The 16,472-nt window shown below is 65.0% G+C and carries 18 protein-coding genes and 1 pseudogene; 13 read left to right on the forward strand and 6 right to left on the reverse strand.

The genetic code is table 11. From position 1 onward, the window contains the following. Nucleotides 1–44 precede the first annotated feature (44 nt). On the forward strand, nt 45–797 hold the full coding sequence (locus tag GGR39_RS04955; RefSeq protein WP_183616145.1) for a TonB family protein: 753 nt from the start codon (nt 45–47) through the stop codon (nt 795–797). 49 nt (nt 798–846) lie between these two features. Further along, nucleotides 847–1,287, forward strand: coding sequence for a DUF2721 domain-containing protein (locus tag GGR39_RS04960; protein WP_058735146.1), 441 nt, complete (start codon nt 847–849; stop codon nt 1,285–1,287). Between the two features lie 47 nt (nt 1,288–1,334). Here the strand turns inward: GGR39_RS04960 and GGR39_RS04965 are convergent, their stop codons facing one another. Beyond that, nucleotides 1,335–3,098 carry a fatty acyl-AMP ligase gene (locus GGR39_RS04965; protein ID WP_183616146.1) on the reverse strand — a complete coding sequence of 588 codons (1,764 nt, stop codon included), beginning with the start codon at nt 3,096–3,098 and terminating at the stop codon, nt 1,335–1,337. Between the two features lie 142 nt (nt 3,099–3,240). On the opposite strand from GGR39_RS04965, the gene GGR39_RS04970 reads away from it, so the two are divergent. From GGR39_RS04970 to GGR39_RS17190, 4 genes and pseudogenes are all read left to right on the forward strand, one after another. Beyond that, nucleotides 3,241–3,795 (forward strand): regulatory protein RecX, encoded by a 555-nt coding sequence (locus GGR39_RS04970; protein WP_183616147.1) that lies wholly within the window; start codon nt 3,241–3,243, stop codon nt 3,793–3,795. Next, a complete protein-coding gene (locus GGR39_RS04975; protein ID WP_183616148.1) occupies nt 3,786–4,301 on the forward strand; it encodes a DUF192 domain-containing protein in 516 nt (171 codons plus the stop codon). Before GGR39_RS04970 ends, GGR39_RS04975 begins: the two co-directional genes overlap by 10 nt. A gap of 61 nt (nt 4,302–4,362) precedes the next feature. Continuing rightward, nucleotides 4,363–4,764, forward strand: a complete 402-nt coding sequence (locus GGR39_RS04980) for an NADH:ubiquinone oxidoreductase subunit NDUFA12 (RefSeq protein ID WP_058735142.1) — start codon at nt 4,363–4,365, stop codon at nt 4,762–4,764. Between the two features lie 259 nt (nt 4,765–5,023). Continuing rightward, nucleotides 5,024–5,206 (forward strand): annotated as a pseudogene (locus tag GGR39_RS17190) (DUF2155 domain-containing protein); the annotation flags it as partial. 35 nt (nt 5,207–5,241) lie between these two features. Here the strand turns inward: GGR39_RS17190 and aat are convergent. From aat to uvrB, 3 genes are all read right to left on the reverse strand, one after another. Further along, a complete protein-coding gene (aat, locus tag GGR39_RS04990) occupies nt 5,242–6,021 on the reverse strand; it encodes a leucyl/phenylalanyl-tRNA--protein transferase (RefSeq protein ID WP_183616149.1) in 780 nt (259 codons plus the stop codon). Nucleotides 6,022–6,127: 106 nt separating this feature from the next. After that, on the reverse strand, nt 6,128–6,622 hold the full coding sequence (gene ruvX, locus GGR39_RS04995; protein ID WP_183616150.1) for a Holliday junction resolvase RuvX: 495 nt from the start codon (nt 6,620–6,622) through the stop codon (nt 6,128–6,130). Further along, entirely contained in the window at nt 6,619–8,805 is a 2,187-nt protein-coding gene (gene uvrB / locus GGR39_RS05000; protein ID WP_183616151.1) for an excinuclease ABC subunit UvrB, read from the reverse strand. Before uvrB ends, ruvX begins: the two co-directional genes overlap by 4 nt. Before the next feature lie 226 nt (nt 8,806–9,031). Here uvrB and GGR39_RS05005 point away from each other — a divergent pair, with 226 nt between their 5' ends. Then, entirely contained in the window at nt 9,032–9,787 is a 756-nt protein-coding gene (locus GGR39_RS05005; protein WP_183616491.1) for an esterase/lipase family protein, read from the forward strand. Here GGR39_RS05005 and GGR39_RS05010 read toward each other — a convergent pair. Further along, a complete protein-coding gene (locus GGR39_RS05010; protein WP_183616152.1) occupies nt 9,771–10,196 on the reverse strand; it encodes a GFA family protein in 426 nt (141 codons plus the stop codon). The two genes, GGR39_RS05005 and GGR39_RS05010, sit on opposite strands and share 17 nt — an antisense overlap. A gap of 114 nt (nt 10,197–10,310) precedes the next feature. Further along, entirely contained in the window at nt 10,311–11,819 is a 1,509-nt protein-coding gene (locus tag GGR39_RS05015; protein WP_183616492.1) for a YifB family Mg chelatase-like AAA ATPase, read from the reverse strand. Nucleotides 11,820–12,065: 246 nt separating this feature from the next. Between GGR39_RS05015 and rpmH the strand changes: the two genes are divergently transcribed. The 6 genes from rpmH to GGR39_RS05045 all read left to right on the forward strand — a co-directional run bounded on the left by rpmH (nt 12,066) and on the right by GGR39_RS05045 (nt 16,464). Continuing rightward, the gene (gene rpmH, locus GGR39_RS05020; RefSeq protein ID WP_058735136.1) at nt 12,066–12,200 is read left to right on the forward strand and encodes a 50S ribosomal protein L34; all 135 of its coding nucleotides are present in this window, start codon (nt 12,066–12,068) and stop codon (nt 12,198–12,200) included. 146 nt (nt 12,201–12,346) lie between these two features. Next, on the forward strand, nt 12,347–12,700 hold the full coding sequence (gene rnpA / locus GGR39_RS05025; protein WP_425490590.1) for a ribonuclease P protein component: 354 nt from the start codon (nt 12,347–12,349) through the stop codon (nt 12,698–12,700). Continuing rightward, nucleotides 12,697–12,939, forward strand: a complete 243-nt coding sequence (yidD, locus tag GGR39_RS05030) for a membrane protein insertion efficiency factor YidD (protein WP_058735135.1) — start codon at nt 12,697–12,699, stop codon at nt 12,937–12,939. Before rnpA ends, yidD begins: the two co-directional genes overlap by 4 nt. A 52-nt stretch (nt 12,940–12,991) precedes the next feature. Next, the gene (gene yidC, locus GGR39_RS05035) at nt 12,992–14,752 is read left to right on the forward strand and encodes a membrane protein insertase YidC (protein WP_183616153.1); all 1,761 of its coding nucleotides are present in this window, start codon (nt 12,992–12,994) and stop codon (nt 14,750–14,752) included. 133 nt (nt 14,753–14,885) lie between these two features. Beyond that, nucleotides 14,886–15,521, forward strand: coding sequence for a ribosome biogenesis GTP-binding protein YihA/YsxC (gene yihA / locus GGR39_RS05040; RefSeq protein ID WP_183616154.1), 636 nt, complete (start codon nt 14,886–14,888; stop codon nt 15,519–15,521). A 67-nt stretch (nt 15,522–15,588) separates the two neighbouring features. Continuing rightward, nucleotides 15,589–16,464, forward strand: a complete 876-nt coding sequence (locus GGR39_RS05045) for an NAD(P)-dependent oxidoreductase (RefSeq protein ID WP_183616155.1) — start codon at nt 15,589–15,591, stop codon at nt 16,462–16,464. The last annotated feature ends 8 nt before the right edge of the window (nt 16,465–16,472 follow it).

Raw genomic sequence — 16,472 nt, forward strand, 5'->3', positions numbered from 1 at the left:
GCGCGCCCTGTCAAACCGGGCGGGCTGACCTATATCAATCGGCCATGCCCGCCCCCGATCTCAAGCCACGCAAACGCGCCCGCCTGATTATCGCGGTGGCGGTTCTGGGGCTGCACGTGGCGGCGATCGTAGCGCTGGTGGCGGTCTTTGCGCCTTCATTGGGAGACGCGGCCCTGCGGCCCGTCCTGCAGGCGGTAAACGTCACGCTCGCAACCCCATCGCCACCTCCGCCGCCGCCGCCCGCGCCCCGGCCAAGTCCGAGCAATGCGGTGGCGCAAGCGCAAGGAGCCGCCGCTCCGCCTGCCAAGAAAGCACGCCCCCGCGCAGTCGCGGCGCCCGCGCCCCGTATCGTGATCGCCACGCCGCCCGCACCCCCCGTCGCGGGGGAAGGAGCGGCGAACCGCGCCGGAGCCAGCGCCGCCGGAGCAGGAACAGGCGCTGTCGGCATCGGGCAGGGCACGGGCGCCGGTGGTAGCGGAACCGGCACGGGCGGCGGGGGAGGCGCGGTCAAGGCCGTGAAGATCGCCGGTGATATCGTTTCCGCCCGCGATTATCCGCGCCGCACCCGCGACTTGCGGCTTGGCAGCGCGGTGACGATCGCCCTGACGGTGGGTGCGGATGGCAGGCCCACCGCTTGCCGCATCGTCGGGCCCAGCCGCGACCCGGAGGCTGATCGCATCACCTGCGACCTGGCGACGAGCCGGTTCCGGTTCCGTCCGGCTCGCAATGCCGCAGGGGAGCCGGTCATCTCGATCTACGGCTGGCAACAGCGTTGGTTCACTCCGGAACGCAATTGAGGCAAGATCGCTTTATGTTCTTCCAACCGCTATTCAGCCCGGACTTTCGATGATCGCGCATACCATCCAGTTGGCGCTGGCTCCCGTTTTCGTCCTGGTCGCGATCGGGAACATCCTGAACCTGCTGTCCACGCGCCTTAGCCGCGTGGTCGACAGGGCGCGCGTGCTGCAGGAACGGCACACCGCCACGACGGGCTTGGAACATGACATGGTCGTCACCGAAATCCGGCTGATCGACCGGCGCATGGCACTAAGCACCAGCGCGATCCGCCTGCTGGTGCTCTCCGGCCTGTTCATCGGCTTCACCGTGGCGCTGCTGTTCGTGGAGGAGATGACGCACACCAACTTGCAGATCGCGGCAGCCGTCACCTTCGTGATCGCGCTGACGCTGCTGATGTGGGGCCTGGTGCTGTTCCTGCGCGAAACGCAAGTCGCCGCGCTGGCCCTACGGATCCCGCGCGACTACCTGGAATTGCACCGCAATATCTAGCGGGACGGAAGGGGGAACGCCTCGATCCCCCCGCTGCCGATGAAGCCTCAGGCGGCCAGATCGAACGGCGCGATCTCGCCCGAGAGGTACAGCTTCTTCGCCTTCGCGCGGCTGAGCTTGCCGGAGCTGGTGCGAGGGAGGCTCTTGGGCGGGATCAGCTCGATCACGCAGTTCATGCCGGTGATGGCGCGCACCTTGTCGCGGATCTGATCACGCAGCTCCAAGCGCTTGACCGGATCGGACACGCGGCAATGGACCAGCACAGCTGGGGTTTCCTCGCCATTTTCCATCTCGATCGAGAAAGCCGCGATGTCGCCATGGTTGAAGCCAGGCAATTGCTCCACCGCCCATTCGATATCCTGAGGCCAGTGGTTCTTGCCGTTGATGATGATCATGTCCTTCGCCCGGCCGACGATGAACAGGTAGCCTTTGGCCATGTACCCCATGTCACCGGTATCGAGCCAGCCATCGACCAGGCAGGCGGCGGTGGCTTCGGGATCGCGGAAATAGGAATGCATCACGCTGGTGCCGCGGCACCACACCTTGCCGATCTGATGATCGCGCAGCGTGCCGCCGTCCTCGCCCCGGATCACCACTTCCATGTCCTTCACGGCCTTGCCGCAGTTGACGATGGCGCGGTAGCGGGCGGGGCGGCTGAGATCGCGGGGAGAGCCGGACAGGCGCTCTTCCTCGACCAATTCGACGCGGATGCCTTCGCCGGGCGGCATGACGGTGACGGCCAGGGTCGCCTCGGCCAGGCCGTAGCTGGGCAGAAAGGCGCTTGCCTTGAAACCGGCATCCGCAAAGGCATTGACGAAGCTTTGCATTACGTCGGGCCGGATCATGTCCGCACCGTTGCCGGCCAGGCGCCAGCGCGACAAGTCGAAGCGATCGTTCACGGCTGTTTGGCTGGAGATGCGGCGCGCGCAGATGTCATAGCCGAAGGTGGGCGAGTAGGAGACCGATGTGCCCTGGTTACGCGTGATCAGGTCCAGCCACGCTAGTGGACGACGGGCGAAATCCTCTGTCTTCAGGTAATCGCCCGAAACCTGGTTGGCGATCAGCGACAGGAAACAGCCGACCAGCCCCATGTCGTGATACCACGGCAACCAGGAAATACAGCGATCGTTGTCCTCCAACTCCATAGCGTGGCTATGCGCCGACAGGTTCGACAACAGCGAGCGATGGGTGACGGCAACGCCATGCGGGAAACGGGTGGAGCCGGACGAGTACTGGAGGTAGCAGATATCGTCGGTCTGGATGTTCGGCAGGTCCACCGCAACCGCGGTGCCAGCCGTGAAATCGTCCCAGCCGGCATGCTCGCATCCTTGGCGGGCGGCGGCGGCGGCGGTCATCTCGCCGATCTCGTTCGGTCCAACCAGCATCTTGGGGTCAGAGCTGTTGAGCTGCACGGCCAGCTGCTCGATGTAGTTGTCCTTGCCGCCAAAGCTAGTGGGCAGCGGCAGTGGCACCGGCCATACGCCAGCGTAGATCGAGCCGCAGAACAGCGCCGCGAACTCCGGCCCGGTCTCCGCGATCAGGGCCAGGCGATCACCCGGCACAAAGCCGCGCGCGATCAGTTCATAAGCAACCTGGCGAGCATCCTCGCGCAGCTCGGTATAGCGATAAGCCCGGGTCAGCGTGCCGCGCGGATCGTGGAAATTGAAGCCGCGCTTGCCCGTTGCGGCATAATCCAGCGCTTCACCGAACGTCTCGAAGTTGGCCAGACGACGCGGCAGGCTATCGGTATTGGGGGTGGCGAGCAACTTGGTCTCCGCCAGGTCCGGCACCAGTCCGATGGTGTCGTTCATCTCACAAAACCTTGTGCTGTTGTTCTTTTTCGCATGGTTGCGCGGGCCCTTATCGGGGTTTCAACGATTGCGAAACACCTCTCTCCCACGCAATGCTATAGCGCTCCTCATTCCAGGGCGACTGTGGCACGAATAGGGCAGCATGCCACGAACTGACCGCAAACCGTCGCCATTGGACGACAAACGGCTGGAAGAGCTGGCTTTGTCCTATGTCGCCCGCTTCGCCACCACCCGTGCAAAGCTGGAGGCCTATCTTATCCGCAAGCTGCGGGAGCGTGGCTGGGACGGCGAGGAAATGCCGAATGCCGCCGCCCTTTCACGCCGCTTTGCCGAGGCGGGCTATGTCGACGACGCGGTCTATGCTCGGATGAAGTCGGACAGCTTGCTGCGCCGCGGCTACGGCGGGCGACGCGTGGGCGAGGCTTTGCGGGCGGCGGGGGTGGAAGAGGCGGTGCGCGTGGATGTGGCGCCAGACGCGGGCACGGCGCGGCAGTCGGCCGTCTCGCTGGCCCGGCGGCGGCGGTTCGGCCCATGGCACGATCCCCTCCCGGACCGTCCGCTGCGCGACAAGCAGGTGGCCGCGATGCTGCGCGCGGGACATACGCTCGACAATGCGCGTCGGATCGTGGAATCGACGACGATTGCCGCGCTCGAGGAATGGCTCGAGTCGGCGCAAGGAGATGACCTTTGCGATTGATTCCGACACTTGCGGCCCTGGCGCTGGCGCTGGGCGCGTGTTCTTCTGGCGGCTTGGACGGCGGCTCCGGCGCAGCGAACGCCAAGAGCGCCACCGCCGCGCCGGCCGTGCATGCGGTATCCGGTCTGCCCGTCATCGACCTGACGGTCCGCAGCGGGGCAAAGACTCACGCCTTCCGCGTCGAAGTGGCGGCATCGCAGGAGGAACAGGCGAAAGGCCTGATGTTCCGTCCCGAAATGGGCGCGGACGAGGGCATGATATTTCCGGAAGCAACGCCGCGTCGCCCCTCGTTCTGGATGAAGAACACGGTGATCCCGCTGGACATCATTTTTATCGCGCCCAATGGCACGATCCTCAACATCGCCAATGCCTTGCCGTATGACCTGACGCCGGTGCCGTCCGAAGGGATCGCCGGGGCGGTGCTGGAACTGAACGGCGGCCGGGCGGCCCAACTGGGCATCAAGCCGGGCGACAAGGTCAGCTGGAAGCTGCCGAAGGCGCGGTGAAGGCATATCCTTGCCCAATCCGCTTGGCACGGGCGGCGAAGGGGGCTAACGCGAGGCCGCTATGAGCATCCTCTCAAAGATCTTCACCTGGTGGAACGGCGCGACAATCGGCACTTCGCTGTGGAGCGCGCGCAATGGCGAACACGTCGGCACCGACGCGCAAGGAAACACCTATTTCCGCTCGGCCAAGCTGAAGACCACGCAAGGGTATGAGCGCCGCTGGGTCATGTACGCCGGCGCGAACGACGCCAGCAACGTGCCCGCCGAATGGCATGGGTGGCTTCACCACAATTCTGACGGCTTGCCGGAAAGCAATCTGCCGCCGGCCCGCATCTGGGAGGTGGACTACACGCCCAATGCCACCGGCACCGGCAACGCTTATCGTCCGCAGGGCGCATTGGAGCGTGGTGGCCAGCGCGCCCGCGCCACTGGGGACTACGAAGCCTGGTCCCCGGACGCCTGAGGAAAGCGCGTTGAAGCGGTTTTGCATGGCAAGGGGGGCGATCGCGGCACCGTTCGCTGCGCTTGCCCTGTTGTCCGCCTGCAAGGGAGAGCCAGCGCCGGAACCGCAGGAAACCGGCGTTCCCGAAGCGATCGCGCAGACCGGCGGCAAGGCCGTGATCCCCGTCGCCGGCAAGGACGATTATGGCACCCCGCTCAAAGAGCGCGTTGCCACGCTGGGCCTGCTGAACAAGCGCAACAACCTGAGCCAGGACGTGGTGATGAAGCCGGGCGAGACTCGGCGCGTCGGCAATGTCGTGCTCAAGCTGGCGTCATGCGAACGCACGTTGCCGTGGGAAGCGCCGGCGGATGAGGGCGCTTTCGTGCAGGTCTTCGTGCAGGATCGCGCCACCGCTCAGGAAAAGCTGGGCTGGCACAAGATCTTCTCCGGCTGGCTTTTCAAGAATTCGCCTGCGCTGAACGTCGTGCAGCACCCGGTCTACGATGTCTGGGTCAAAAAGTGTGCGATGAATTTCCCAGGTGAAGAAGCGGGCCCGGCGGACGCAGCCTCGGCCAAGAGCGCGGCAAAGGCCTCCGGCACCGCGAGTGCTCGCCCTGCGGCATCGCCGTCCGCTTCAGCCACACCGGCCGCCCCGGCGGCGCCGGAAGAGGACGTCGTGGAAGAGGCCAATGCCCCGGATTGAGCTTGTTTCAGCAGGGTCAGGTACCGCTTTTGGCTGATTTCCACCGCCCCTAACGAAGCAAGGTGCGGGGTCATGAACTGGCAATCCAGCACTTGCGCGCCCGCTTTACGCAGCGAAGCGACCAGCCAGCACAGCGCAACTTTCGACGCGTCGGTGCGGCGGGAGAACATACTCTCACCGCAGAACGCCCGATCGAAGCCGACGCCGTAAAGCCCGCCAACCAGGATGCGAGAGCCGTCCGGCAGGGTTTCCCAACATTCGATCGAATGGGCATGGCCCAGCGCATGAAGCCGCTCATAGCTCGCCTGGATGCGGTGGCTGATCCAGCTTTCATGCTCTTCCGCGCGCGGGGCCGCACAGGCATTCAGCACATCCGGAAAGGTGGTGTTGCACGTCACCGTGAACCGCCCGCGCCGCAGAGTGCGAGCGAGCGACTGCGAGAGATGGAACCCATCGAGCGGCAGGATCGCGCGCAAGCGGGGCTCGACCCAGAAGACATCGGGATCGTCACGCCGGTCGGCCATGGGAAACACGCCGCTGCGATAGGCGAGCATCAGCAGTTCGGAATCGATCATGGGCGAAGATACGGAAGCGTGCACACTGGAGAACGTAGCAGAGTTTTTGGAAGACGAGATGCCTTTCGGCGGCTGGCCTTTCACAGGCAGCGCGCGGGGAAATGCGCTAGAACATGCCCCCGGCCAAAGCATCGATCGCACCCTGCAGGATCACTGCCGCCGCTGCCGAATCGATCCGCTCTGCCCGCTTGGCGCGGCTCATGTCCTGCGCGATCAGATCACGCTCCGCCCCGCTGGTCGACCAGCGCTCGTCCCAGAGCAGGATCGGCAGCCCCAACACCGCCAGATTGCGCGCATAAGCCCGGCTCGACTGCGCGCGCGGACCGGAACTGCCATCCATGTTCAGCGGCAGGCCGATCACCAAGCCCTTGATCCCCCGCTCGCGGATCAATCCCTCCAACGCGGCCTTGTCCGCCCCGAACTTTCCGCGCTTCAGCGTCTTGCCCGGCGAGGCGATCCGCCAGCCGGCATCGCAGAATGCCGTGCCGATGGTCTGAGTGCCAAGATCAAGACCCAGCAATCCACCGCCTACGGGCAAGGCATCGCGATATTCCAGCGCGCTGGTGGTGACGGGGGGAGCGGCAACCGGCGGTTCGCTCACTTCCCGAACTTCCTTTGCGTCTTGCCATAGCGCATCTTGCGCGTGCCGGGTTTACCCTCGTTGCTGCGTCCCACGATCGGTGCGCGCTTGTCCTTGTCGGGAAGGCCGAGTTCCTCGCCTTCCAGCTTGCGGATCTCGTCGCGCAGGCGGCCGGCTTCTTCGAACTCCAGATCGGCTGCGGCGGCGCGCATCTTCTTTTCCAGGTCTTCGATGTAACCGCGCAAATTGTGGCCGACCAGGTTGTTCTGGCCTTCCGCGTCGATGTCCACCAGCACGCCGTCGCGGCTGGCGGTGTCGGCGACGATATCGGCGATGCGGCGCTTGATCGTTTGCGGGGTGATCCCGTTCGCTTCGTTGAACTCTTGCTGGCGGGCGCGACGGCGGTCGGTCTCGGCGATCGCCCGCTCCATGCTGCCGGTCATGCGATCGGCGTAGAGGATCACGCGGCCATCGACGTTGCGGGCGGCGCGGCCGATGGTCTGAATTAGCGAGGTTTCGGAGCGCAGGAAGCCCTCCTTGTCGGCATCGAGGATGCAGACCAGACCGCACTCTGGAATGTCCAGCCCCTCGCGCAGCAGGTTGATGCCGATCAGCACGTCATAGACGCCCAAGCGCAAGTCGCGGATCAGCTCGATGCGCTCCAGCGTCTCGACGTCGGAGTGCATGTAACGCACCCTGACGCCCTGCTCGTGCATGAACTCGGTCAGGTCTTCGGCCATGCGCTTGGTGAGTGTTGTGACGAGGGTGCGATAGCCGTTGGCGGCCGTCGTTTTGCATTGTTCGATGCAATCCTGCACCTGGTCCTCGACCGGCCGGATCTCCACCGGCGGATCGATCAATCCGGTCGGGCGAATCACCTGTTCGGCGAAGACGCCGCCCGATTCCTCGATCTCCCAGCGGCCGGGCGTAGCGGAAACCGCAATCGTCTGCGGGCGCATCGCATCCCACTCGTTGAAGCGCAGCGGGCGGTTGTCGATGCAACTGGGCAGCCGAAAGCCGTACTCGGCCAGGGTGATCTTGCGCCGATGGTCTCCCCTGGCCATCGCGCCGACTTGCGGCACCGTCTGGTGGCTCTCGTCCACGAACAGCAGGGCGTTGTCCGGCAGATATTCAAACAGTGTCGGCGGTGGCTCGCCGGGCAGGCGGCCGGTGAGGAAGCGACTGTAGTTCTCGATGCCGTTGCACGATCCGGTGGCGGCGATCATCTCCAGATCGAAGTTGGTGCGTTGCTCCAGCCGCTGCGCTTCCAGCAGGCGGCCTTCGATTTCCAGTTCCTTCAGCCGCTCCGTAAGCTCGAACTTGATGGCCTCGCTCGCCTGCTTCATCGTCGGGCCGGGCGTCACGTAGTGCGAATTGGCATAGACGCGCACCTTTTCCAGAGCCTGGCCTTTCTTGCCGGTCAGCGGATCGAACTCGGCGATCTCCTCGATCTCGTCGCCGAAGAAGCTGATGCGCCAGGCAGTGTCTTCCAAGTGGGACGGGAACAGCTCCAGATTGTCACCACGCACCCGGAAGTTGCCGCGCGCGAAGGCGGTGTCGTTGCGCTTGTACTGCAACGCCACAAGCTTGCGGATGATCTCGCGCTGGTCCTGCGTCTCACCCTGCTTGAGATCAAAGATCATCGCCGAATAGGTTTCGACCGAGCCGATGCCGTAGAGGCAGGAAACCGAGGCGACGATGATCACGTCGTCCCGCTCCAGCAGCGCACGCGTGGCCGAATGGCGCATCCGGTCGATCGCTTCGTTCACCGAGCTTTCCTTCTCGATGTACGTGTCCGATCGGGGGACGTAGGCCTCGGGCTGATAGTAGTCGTAGTAGGATACGAAATACTCGACCGCGTTGTCCGGGAAGAAGTCGCGGAACTCGGCATAAAGCTGTGCGGCCAGGATCTTGTTGGGGGCCAGGATCAGCGCCGGGCGCTGCAATTCCTCGATCACCTTGGCCATGGTGAAGGTCTTGCCCGAGCCGGTGACGCCCAGCAGCGTCTGCGTCTTCTCACCCTCCAGCGCGGCGGCGACGAGATCGGCGATGGCGGTCGGCTGATCGCCTGCGGGCGCATAGTCGGACTGGATCACGAACCGCTTGCCCGGCATCGATTTTTCCGGCCGCGTCGGCTTGTGCGGTACGAAGTTTCCGGATGTGTCAGGCTCTTCCAAGCCGCGGCGGATGACGAGTTCGGGCATGGCGGAACATATGGGGTATGGTGCGCCCAGCCGCAATGCGCCCGGTCGGCCATCAATCATGACAATTCGATTACAGTTGCGCCATTCAGGTGACGTTGGCGATCGCGGCGCATAGTGGGCAACTCTGCAGCCGCGCATTCGTTCGGCAAAATCGACATCTAACAGGAGACTAAGCGAAGTGCTGGCCATACCGGGCAATTTCTGGAGGATCGCCGAGGAGCGCACGATGCGCGCGCGGGCGGAAGTCCTGCGCCGGTCCGCACTCGCCCGCATGCCGCGCCCCGAAGGCGTGCGCACTCCGCCGCTGCGTTATCTATGGGGAGAAGTCGCCTCGCTTCACCGGCGACCGGGTCGGCATGTGCCCCTCCAGGCCGCCAGCCCGCAAGTCATCATGCTATTGCCGGGCTTCGGTGCTCATCCCAAGCGGATGAAGCCGCTGGCCGATGGCCTGGCGGCGGCGGGGCATACCGTCCTCGATTGGGGACTGGGCTTCAACCTTGGGCCTACCGAGCAGAACTTTGCCTTCCTGATGCGCCGAGTGGGAGCGCTTGCGCGCCAGCACCGGCGTCCCGTGACCTTGATCGGCTGGAGCCTGGGCGGCCTGTTCGCGAGGGAGATCGCACGGCGTGAGCCGGATAGTGTCGCGCGCGTGATTACGATGGGTACGCCGTTCTCGGGCAATCCGCGCGACAACAATGCGTGGCGCGCCTATCAGGTGATCACCGGGCATTCCGTCGACGAACCGCCAGTCTCCTGCGAATTTCGGGCCAAGCCGCCCGTGCCAACTACTGCCTTGTGGAGCCCTCGCGACGGCGTGGTGCATCCGCGCTCCGCCGCGGGCTGGCCGGGTGAGCGGGATCGGGCGGTCGCGCTGCGTTGTACTCACTTGGGATTTGCCGGCGCTCCGGAAGTAGTAGCGGCGGTACTGCGTGAATTGAACCGCGAGGGGCGGGCCGCCGACTCGGTTACGCAGCCGGAATAAAGCGCAATGTGCCGGCCAGAACGGCGCGGCCCGCATTGTCCTTCGGGTGGTTGACCCCATCCAGCACCGGCACTTCGCGAAAATCGAATGGGCTCACTCCATCAAGGCAAGCCACATTCACGCCGTACTGATTGGGAACCGAACGGCGCTGGTGGTGCGTGTAGATGCCGCAGTGCGAGCAGAAGAAGTGCTGCGCCGACCCCGTGTTGAATCGATAGCTCGTCAACTGATCCTCGCCCTGGAGAAACCGAATGCCGCCGATCTCCGCCGATACGGCCACCGCGCCACGCATCCGGCAATAGGAACAGGTGCAGCGGCGGACGGTCTCGAAGCCATCACTGAGCGTCGCCTCGAAGCGAACCGCCCCGCAATGACACTGGCCTGCATGTACGGTCTTGTCGGCAGTCATCGTCCTGACACCTTCCGCTTTCAGCGCTTCGACAGGCCTGCCCCGACGCGGCGGCCGTGGCGGGCCATTCAACTATTCCTGATATGGCCGCCGATGCCAAGCCGCCCCTAGCCTTCAGCTCCTCGGCGGCTGTCGGCGATAACTGAGTGCCTCGGCTATGTGAATGCGACCGATCCCAGGTGCTCCAGCCAGATCGGCGATCGTCCGCGCGACCCTCAGGATACGCGTATAGCTGCGTGCCGAGAGCCGCATCGCCTCAGCCGCCTGCATCAGCAGCTTGCGGCCCGCCTCGTCCGGGGTGGCGTGGGTTTCCAGCAAGTCACCGTCAAGCTCGGCATTGCTGCGAAGGCCGGTGCCCTCCAACCTTTCGGTCTGCACTGCCCGCGCGTACGCCACTCGGGCAGCCACTTGTTCGCTGCCCTCGCTCGGGGGTGGGAGTCCAAGGTCCGCCGCGCTGACGGGATCGACATCGACGTGCAAGTCGATTCGATCGAGCAGCGGACCGGAGACCTTGCTCTGATAATCGGCGGCGCAGCGCGGCGCGCGGCTGCACCCCAGCGCGGGATCGCCCAAGTGCCCGCAGCGGCACGGGTTCATCGCTGCGATCAATTGCACCCGGGCCGGGTAGGTGACGTGGGCATTGGCTCGGGCGACGGTGACTTCACCGGTTTCCAAGGGCTGACGAAGCGAATCAAGTACGGCGCGCTGGAACTCGGGCAGTTCGTCGAGAAACAGGACGCCCAGGTGCGCCATCGAGACTTCGCCCGGCTTCACTTTCAGGCCGCCGCCGGTCAGCGCCGCCATCGAAGCGGAGTGATGCGGCGCGCGGTAGGGCCTGGCGCGGCTGATGCGGCCTTCTTCCAGCGCGCCCACGACGCTCGCCACCATCGAAGTTTCCAGCGCTTCGGCCGGGGTCAGCGGCGGCAGGATGCCCGGCAGGCAACTGGCGAGGAGGGACTTGCCCGCGCCCGGCGGGCCGATCAGCAGCAGATTGTGCGATCCGGCGGCGGCGATCTCCAGCGCGCGTTTGGCGGTTTCCTGGCCTTTGACCTGCCTCAAGTCCGGCCCGCGCGGCGGTGGATCGGCCTTGCCCGGTTCCGGCGCCGGCAGAACCTGCGTGCCTTTCAGATGGTTGAGCAGGCTGATAAGGTTGGGCGTGGCCAACACCGGCACGCCGCTGGCCCAGCGGGCCTCCGATCCTTGAGCGGCGGGGCAGATCAGCCCCTTGTCCCCCGCGCTGGCGTGGAGCGCGGCGAGCAGCACGCCGGGGGAAGGTATCACCCGGCCATCCAGCGCCAATTCGCCCACGGCCACGAAGTCTGCCAACTGCTCGGCATCGGCCACGCCCATCGCGGCCAGCAGCGCCAGCGCGATCGGCAGGTCATAGTGAGAGCCTTCCTTGGGCAGGTCGGCGGGGGAGAGGTTCACGGTGATGCGCTTGGGCGGCAGCGCAAGGCCCATGGCGGAGAGCGCCGCAGTGACGCGCTGGCGGCTTTCCCCGACCGCCTTATCCGGCAGGCCTACCACCTGGAAGGCGGGCATTCCAGGCGCAACCTGGCATTGCACCTCGACGCTGCGTGCTTCCAAGCCGAGATAGGCCACTGTCGATACCAGCGCGACCAAACCGCTTCCCCCTTGCCGGTGACGATCGCGCGGGTCATGGATGGTGCGAATGGCCACGTCGAGTTACAAGATTGTAAGAGGTATGACCGATTAGGGGTGGCCACAGCGAGATGCCAACCGCCTTGACTCGACTCACGTCCTCCCGTAACCGCGCCAGCCTGATCTGGTCGCTCCTGGCGGGGCGGCCTTTTTGTTCGTTAGAGTTAGCATCGCGCCGGGATGGCGCCTAGTTTTTGAGGTTTCGCCATGAAGCGCACGTTCCAGCCCAGCAACCTCGTCCGCGCTCGCCGCCACGGTTTCCGCGCGCGCACCGCGACGGTCGGTGGCCGCAAGGTGTTGCGTGCCCGTCGCGCGCGCGGCCGCAAGAAGCTGTCGGCCTGATCCAGGCACACGTCGGGGCGCCCTATGCCCCTGACTGGCGGCACCGCACCTCGTTCCCGCATCCAGCATGCGGGGCCAAGGTGCGGTGCCGCTGCGTTTGACGCGTCCTGCCGCAGCGTTTCGCGATCTTGCCCGCGCCCTTTATCATGATGACGCGCCGGGCGGACTTTCTGGCCGCCAATCGTGGCTTGCGTGTCGCCCGTCCCGGCTTTGTGCTGCTGGCGCTCGGCAACGAGGGGCAGGGGCGTCGGCTGGGGATCACGGTCACCAAGAAGATCGGCAACGCCGTCGTCCGCAATCGGATGAAGCGACGCTTCCGTGCCCTTGCGCGCGAAGTGCTGCCGCTCCATGGCATGGCCGATACCGACCATGTGCTGATCGGTCGGGACGGCGGGGTGGAGCGTGATTTTGCCCTACTGCGCGATGAGCTGGTGGCCGCGCTCAGCCGCGCGAAAGCTGGCAAAGGCGATCCGCCCAGGCCGCGCCGGGGCAAGCGATGAGCAGCCTGTGGGCCTTCATCCTCGCCATTCCGCGCCGTACGCTGATGGTGCTGGCCCGCGCGTGGCAGCTGGGTCCTTCGGCGATCATGCCGCCCACGTGCCGCTTCCAGCCCTCCTGCTCGCAATACGCGATCGAGGCGCTGCAAAAGCATGGTGCGATTAAGGGTGGCTGGCTGGCGATCAAGCGTATATTGCGCTGCAACCCTTGGGGCGGGCATGGCCCGGACCCCGTACCCTGACATGCCCTGCGGCATCCGGGGCGATTGCTAGATACGGGATACGGAACGCTTCGTGGAGAATCAGCGCAACATCATTCTTGCGGTCCTGCTGACCGCTCTCGTCCTGTTCGGATGGGACGCGGGCGTCGGGTACTTCTACCCGCAAAGCAAGACGCCGGCACAAGTCGTCGCCAATGGCGGCGCGGACAAGGCCGTCAGCCCCCTCAAACCGACCCGTGAGGGTGGCCTGCGCGATAACGCGGAAGTCGCTCTTGAGCAGCAGGACCTGAAGACCGCGCTGGCATCAGGCGGTCGCGTGCCGATCGACGCCGGTGGCGTCGCCGGTTCGATCAACCTGAAGGGCGCGATCCTGGATGATCTCGTGCTCAAGCGCCACCGCGAGACCGTGAAGAAGGATTCGGGCCCCGTCCGCATCTATTCGCCCGCCGGAACGCCCGCGCAGGAGTTCGCGCAGTTCGGCTGGGTTGGCGATGGCATCCAGGCTCCCGACGCCAACACCGTGTGGACTGCGCCTGCGAATGCGCGCCTGACGCCGCAGACGCCGGTCACGCTGACCGCGCGGAATGGCACCGGGCAGACTTTCAGCCTGACCTTTGCGATCGATAACGATTACCTGATCACCGCGACGCAGCGGGTCGCCAATGGCGGCACGGCCCCGGTGGTGGTGCAGCCTTTCGGCCTGATCAATCGCACCGATCGGACGGCCAGCCTGGATACGTGGAACGTCCATTCGGGCCCGATCGGCGCGTTCGACGGCTCGGTTTCGTTCAGCACGAACTACAAGGACGTGGTCGAAGGCGGCGTTGTCACCAAGCCGGGCCGCACCGACTGGATCGGCTTTACCGACGTTTACTGGATGTCCGCGCTGGCCTCGGTCAACAACCCGGCGGCGGGCACGTTCCGTTCACTGGGTAACTCGCTGTTCCGCTCCGATCTGGTGTACGACAAGGCGACCGTGCAGCCCGGCCAGCAGCTTGAGCGCACGACCAAGCTGTTCGCGGGTGCGAAGGAGCACAACGTCCTTGATCGCTACGAAGACGGCGGCATCGCCAAGTTCGGTCTCTCGATCGATTGGGGCTGGTTCCGCTGGTTCGAAAAGCCAATTTTCTGGCTGCTGACCTCGCTGTTCAAGCTCGTCGGCAACTTCGGTGTCGCCATCATCCTGCTGACGCTGATCGTGCGGGGCATCATGTTCCCCGTCGCCCAGCGCCAGTTCGCCAGCATGGCGGCGATGAAGGCGATCCAGCCGAAGATGAAGGCCATCCAAGAGCGCTACAAGGACGACAAGCAGACCCAGCAGCAGAAGATCATGGAGCTGTACAAGACCGAGAAGGTGAACCCGCTGGCGGGCTGCCTTCCAATCTTCCTGCAGATCCCGGTGTTCTTCGCGCTGTACAAGACGCTGATGCTGGCGATCGAGATGCGGCACCAGCCGTTCGTATTGTGGATCAAGGACTTGTCCGCACCCGATCCGCTGCACATCCTGAACCTGTTCGGCCTGCTGCCGTTCGATCCACCCAGCTTCTTGGCGATCGGTGTGCTGGCGGTGATCCTGGGTGTCACCATGTTCCTGCAAATGAAGCTGAACCCCGCGCAGGGCGATCCGGCGCAGCAGCAGGTGATGATGCTGATGCCCTGGTTCATGATGTTCGTGATGGCCCCGTTCGCGGCCGGCCTGTTGATCTACTGGATCACATCGAACGTCCTGACGATCGTGCAGCAGAAGTTCCTCTACAGCCGCCATCCGCAGTTGAAGGCGATGGCCGAGAAGGAAGCCGCCGATAAGCAGCGGGCGGCTGCGGCGAAGGGCTGACTTCACGGGCCTGGGGCCAGAGGCAGGGGCCGGCAATCATAGCCACCTCCCGTTCGTGTCGAGCGAAAAGTCGATACGCGGGAGGGCGGCATCAGCGTGTTTCGACTTCGCTCGGCACGAACGGAGATAGAGCATGACTGACGAAGATGACATCGAACGCGCGCGCAAGCTGTTTGCCGGGCCGGTCCAGTTCCTGCTGAGCGCCCCGCAGCTGCAGTTCCTGCCCGATCCGATCACGCCCGAGATCGCGCTGTGCGGCCGGTCGAACGTGGGCAAATCCTCGCTGCTGAATGCCATCACCGGGCGAAAGGCCATCGCGCGTACTTCGGTGACGCCTGGCCGCACGCAGGAGCTGAACTTCTTCGACGTCGGTGATCCGCTGGTGTTCCGGCTGGTCGACATGCCGGGCTATGGCTTTGCCAAGGCACCGCCCGCCGTGGTCGAGAAGTGGCGGCGGTTGGTTCGCGATTTTCTTCGGGGCCGCGTGGTGCTGAAGCGCACGCTGCTGCTAGTCGACGCGCGGCACGGCGTGAAGACGGTCGACGCCGAGATGATGCAGATGCTGGACGAGGCGGCAGTCGGTTATCGCATCGTCCTGACCAAGGCGGACAAGATCAAGGCCAGCGAATTGGAGGCCGTTACCCGGCATACCGAAGCGGAAGCGCGCAAGCATTCCGCCGCCTATCCGGCGGTCCATGTCACTTCCTCGGAGAAGGGCCTGGGCATCGCCGAGCTTCGCGCCGCCGTGCTGGGTGATATCGCCACGTGATCTGGTAAGCCGCGCCCGCGTTTTTACATGAGCGCGGGCGGCGCACTTGGTAGTCAGGATCAATGGTATGAACATCGGATTTGTCGGGCTTGGCCAGATGGGCCACGCGATCGCAGGCAACGTATTGGCGGCGGGCCATGCCTTGACCGTGTGGAACCGCAGCCCGGACAAGGCGGACGATCTTGTCGCCAAGGGAGCCGCGCGTGCAGCCTCTCCCGCGGAGGCGGGGAATGGCGATATCGTCGCCACGATGCTGGCGGACGATGCGGCGTTGGAAGCGGTCTGCTTTGGCGAGAATGGCTTGCTGTCCGGTGAATCCCCGGCGCTGCATGTTTCGCTCAGCACCATAAGCTTGCAACTGGCAGAGCGTCTGGAGCAGGCCTACCGGGCGAATGGCGGCCGTTTCGTCTCCGCCCCCGTATTCGGCAGGCCGGACGCCGCGGCGGCGGCCAAGTTGTTCGTGGTCGCGGCGGGGCAGGCCGATGATCTGGTGCGCTGCCAGCCCTTGTTTGACGCGATCGGCCAGCGCACGTTCGTGGTGGGTGACAAGCCCAGCCAGGCCAACGTGGTGAAACTCTCAGGCAATTTCCTGATCATGGCCTCGATCGAGACGATGGCCGAAGCGCTTACCCTGGCCGCAAAGAACGGCGTTGAGCGCGCCGCGATGATGGAAGTGCTGACCGAAACGCTGTTCGGCGGGCTGGTCCATCGCAACTATGGCAAGATGCTGGTGGAGGAAAGCTACCGCCCGGCGGGCTTCGCGGCGCCCCTCGGGCTGAAAGACATGCGCCTGGTCGGTGCGGCGGCGGAGGCATCGCGCGTGCCGATGCCGGTGCTGGGCGTGGTGCGCGATCACCTGCTTTCCGCTATCGCGCGCGAGGGCGAGGACATCGACTGGTCCGGGATCGGCAAGATCATCGCGGCAGATGCGGGTTTGGGTTGAGGTTGCGG

Origin of the sequence: Novosphingobium fluoreni (assembly GCF_014196615.1) — a bacterium.
In the GTDB taxonomy this organism is placed as follows: domain Bacteria; phylum Pseudomonadota; class Alphaproteobacteria; order Sphingomonadales; family Sphingomonadaceae; genus Novosphingobium; species Novosphingobium fluoreni.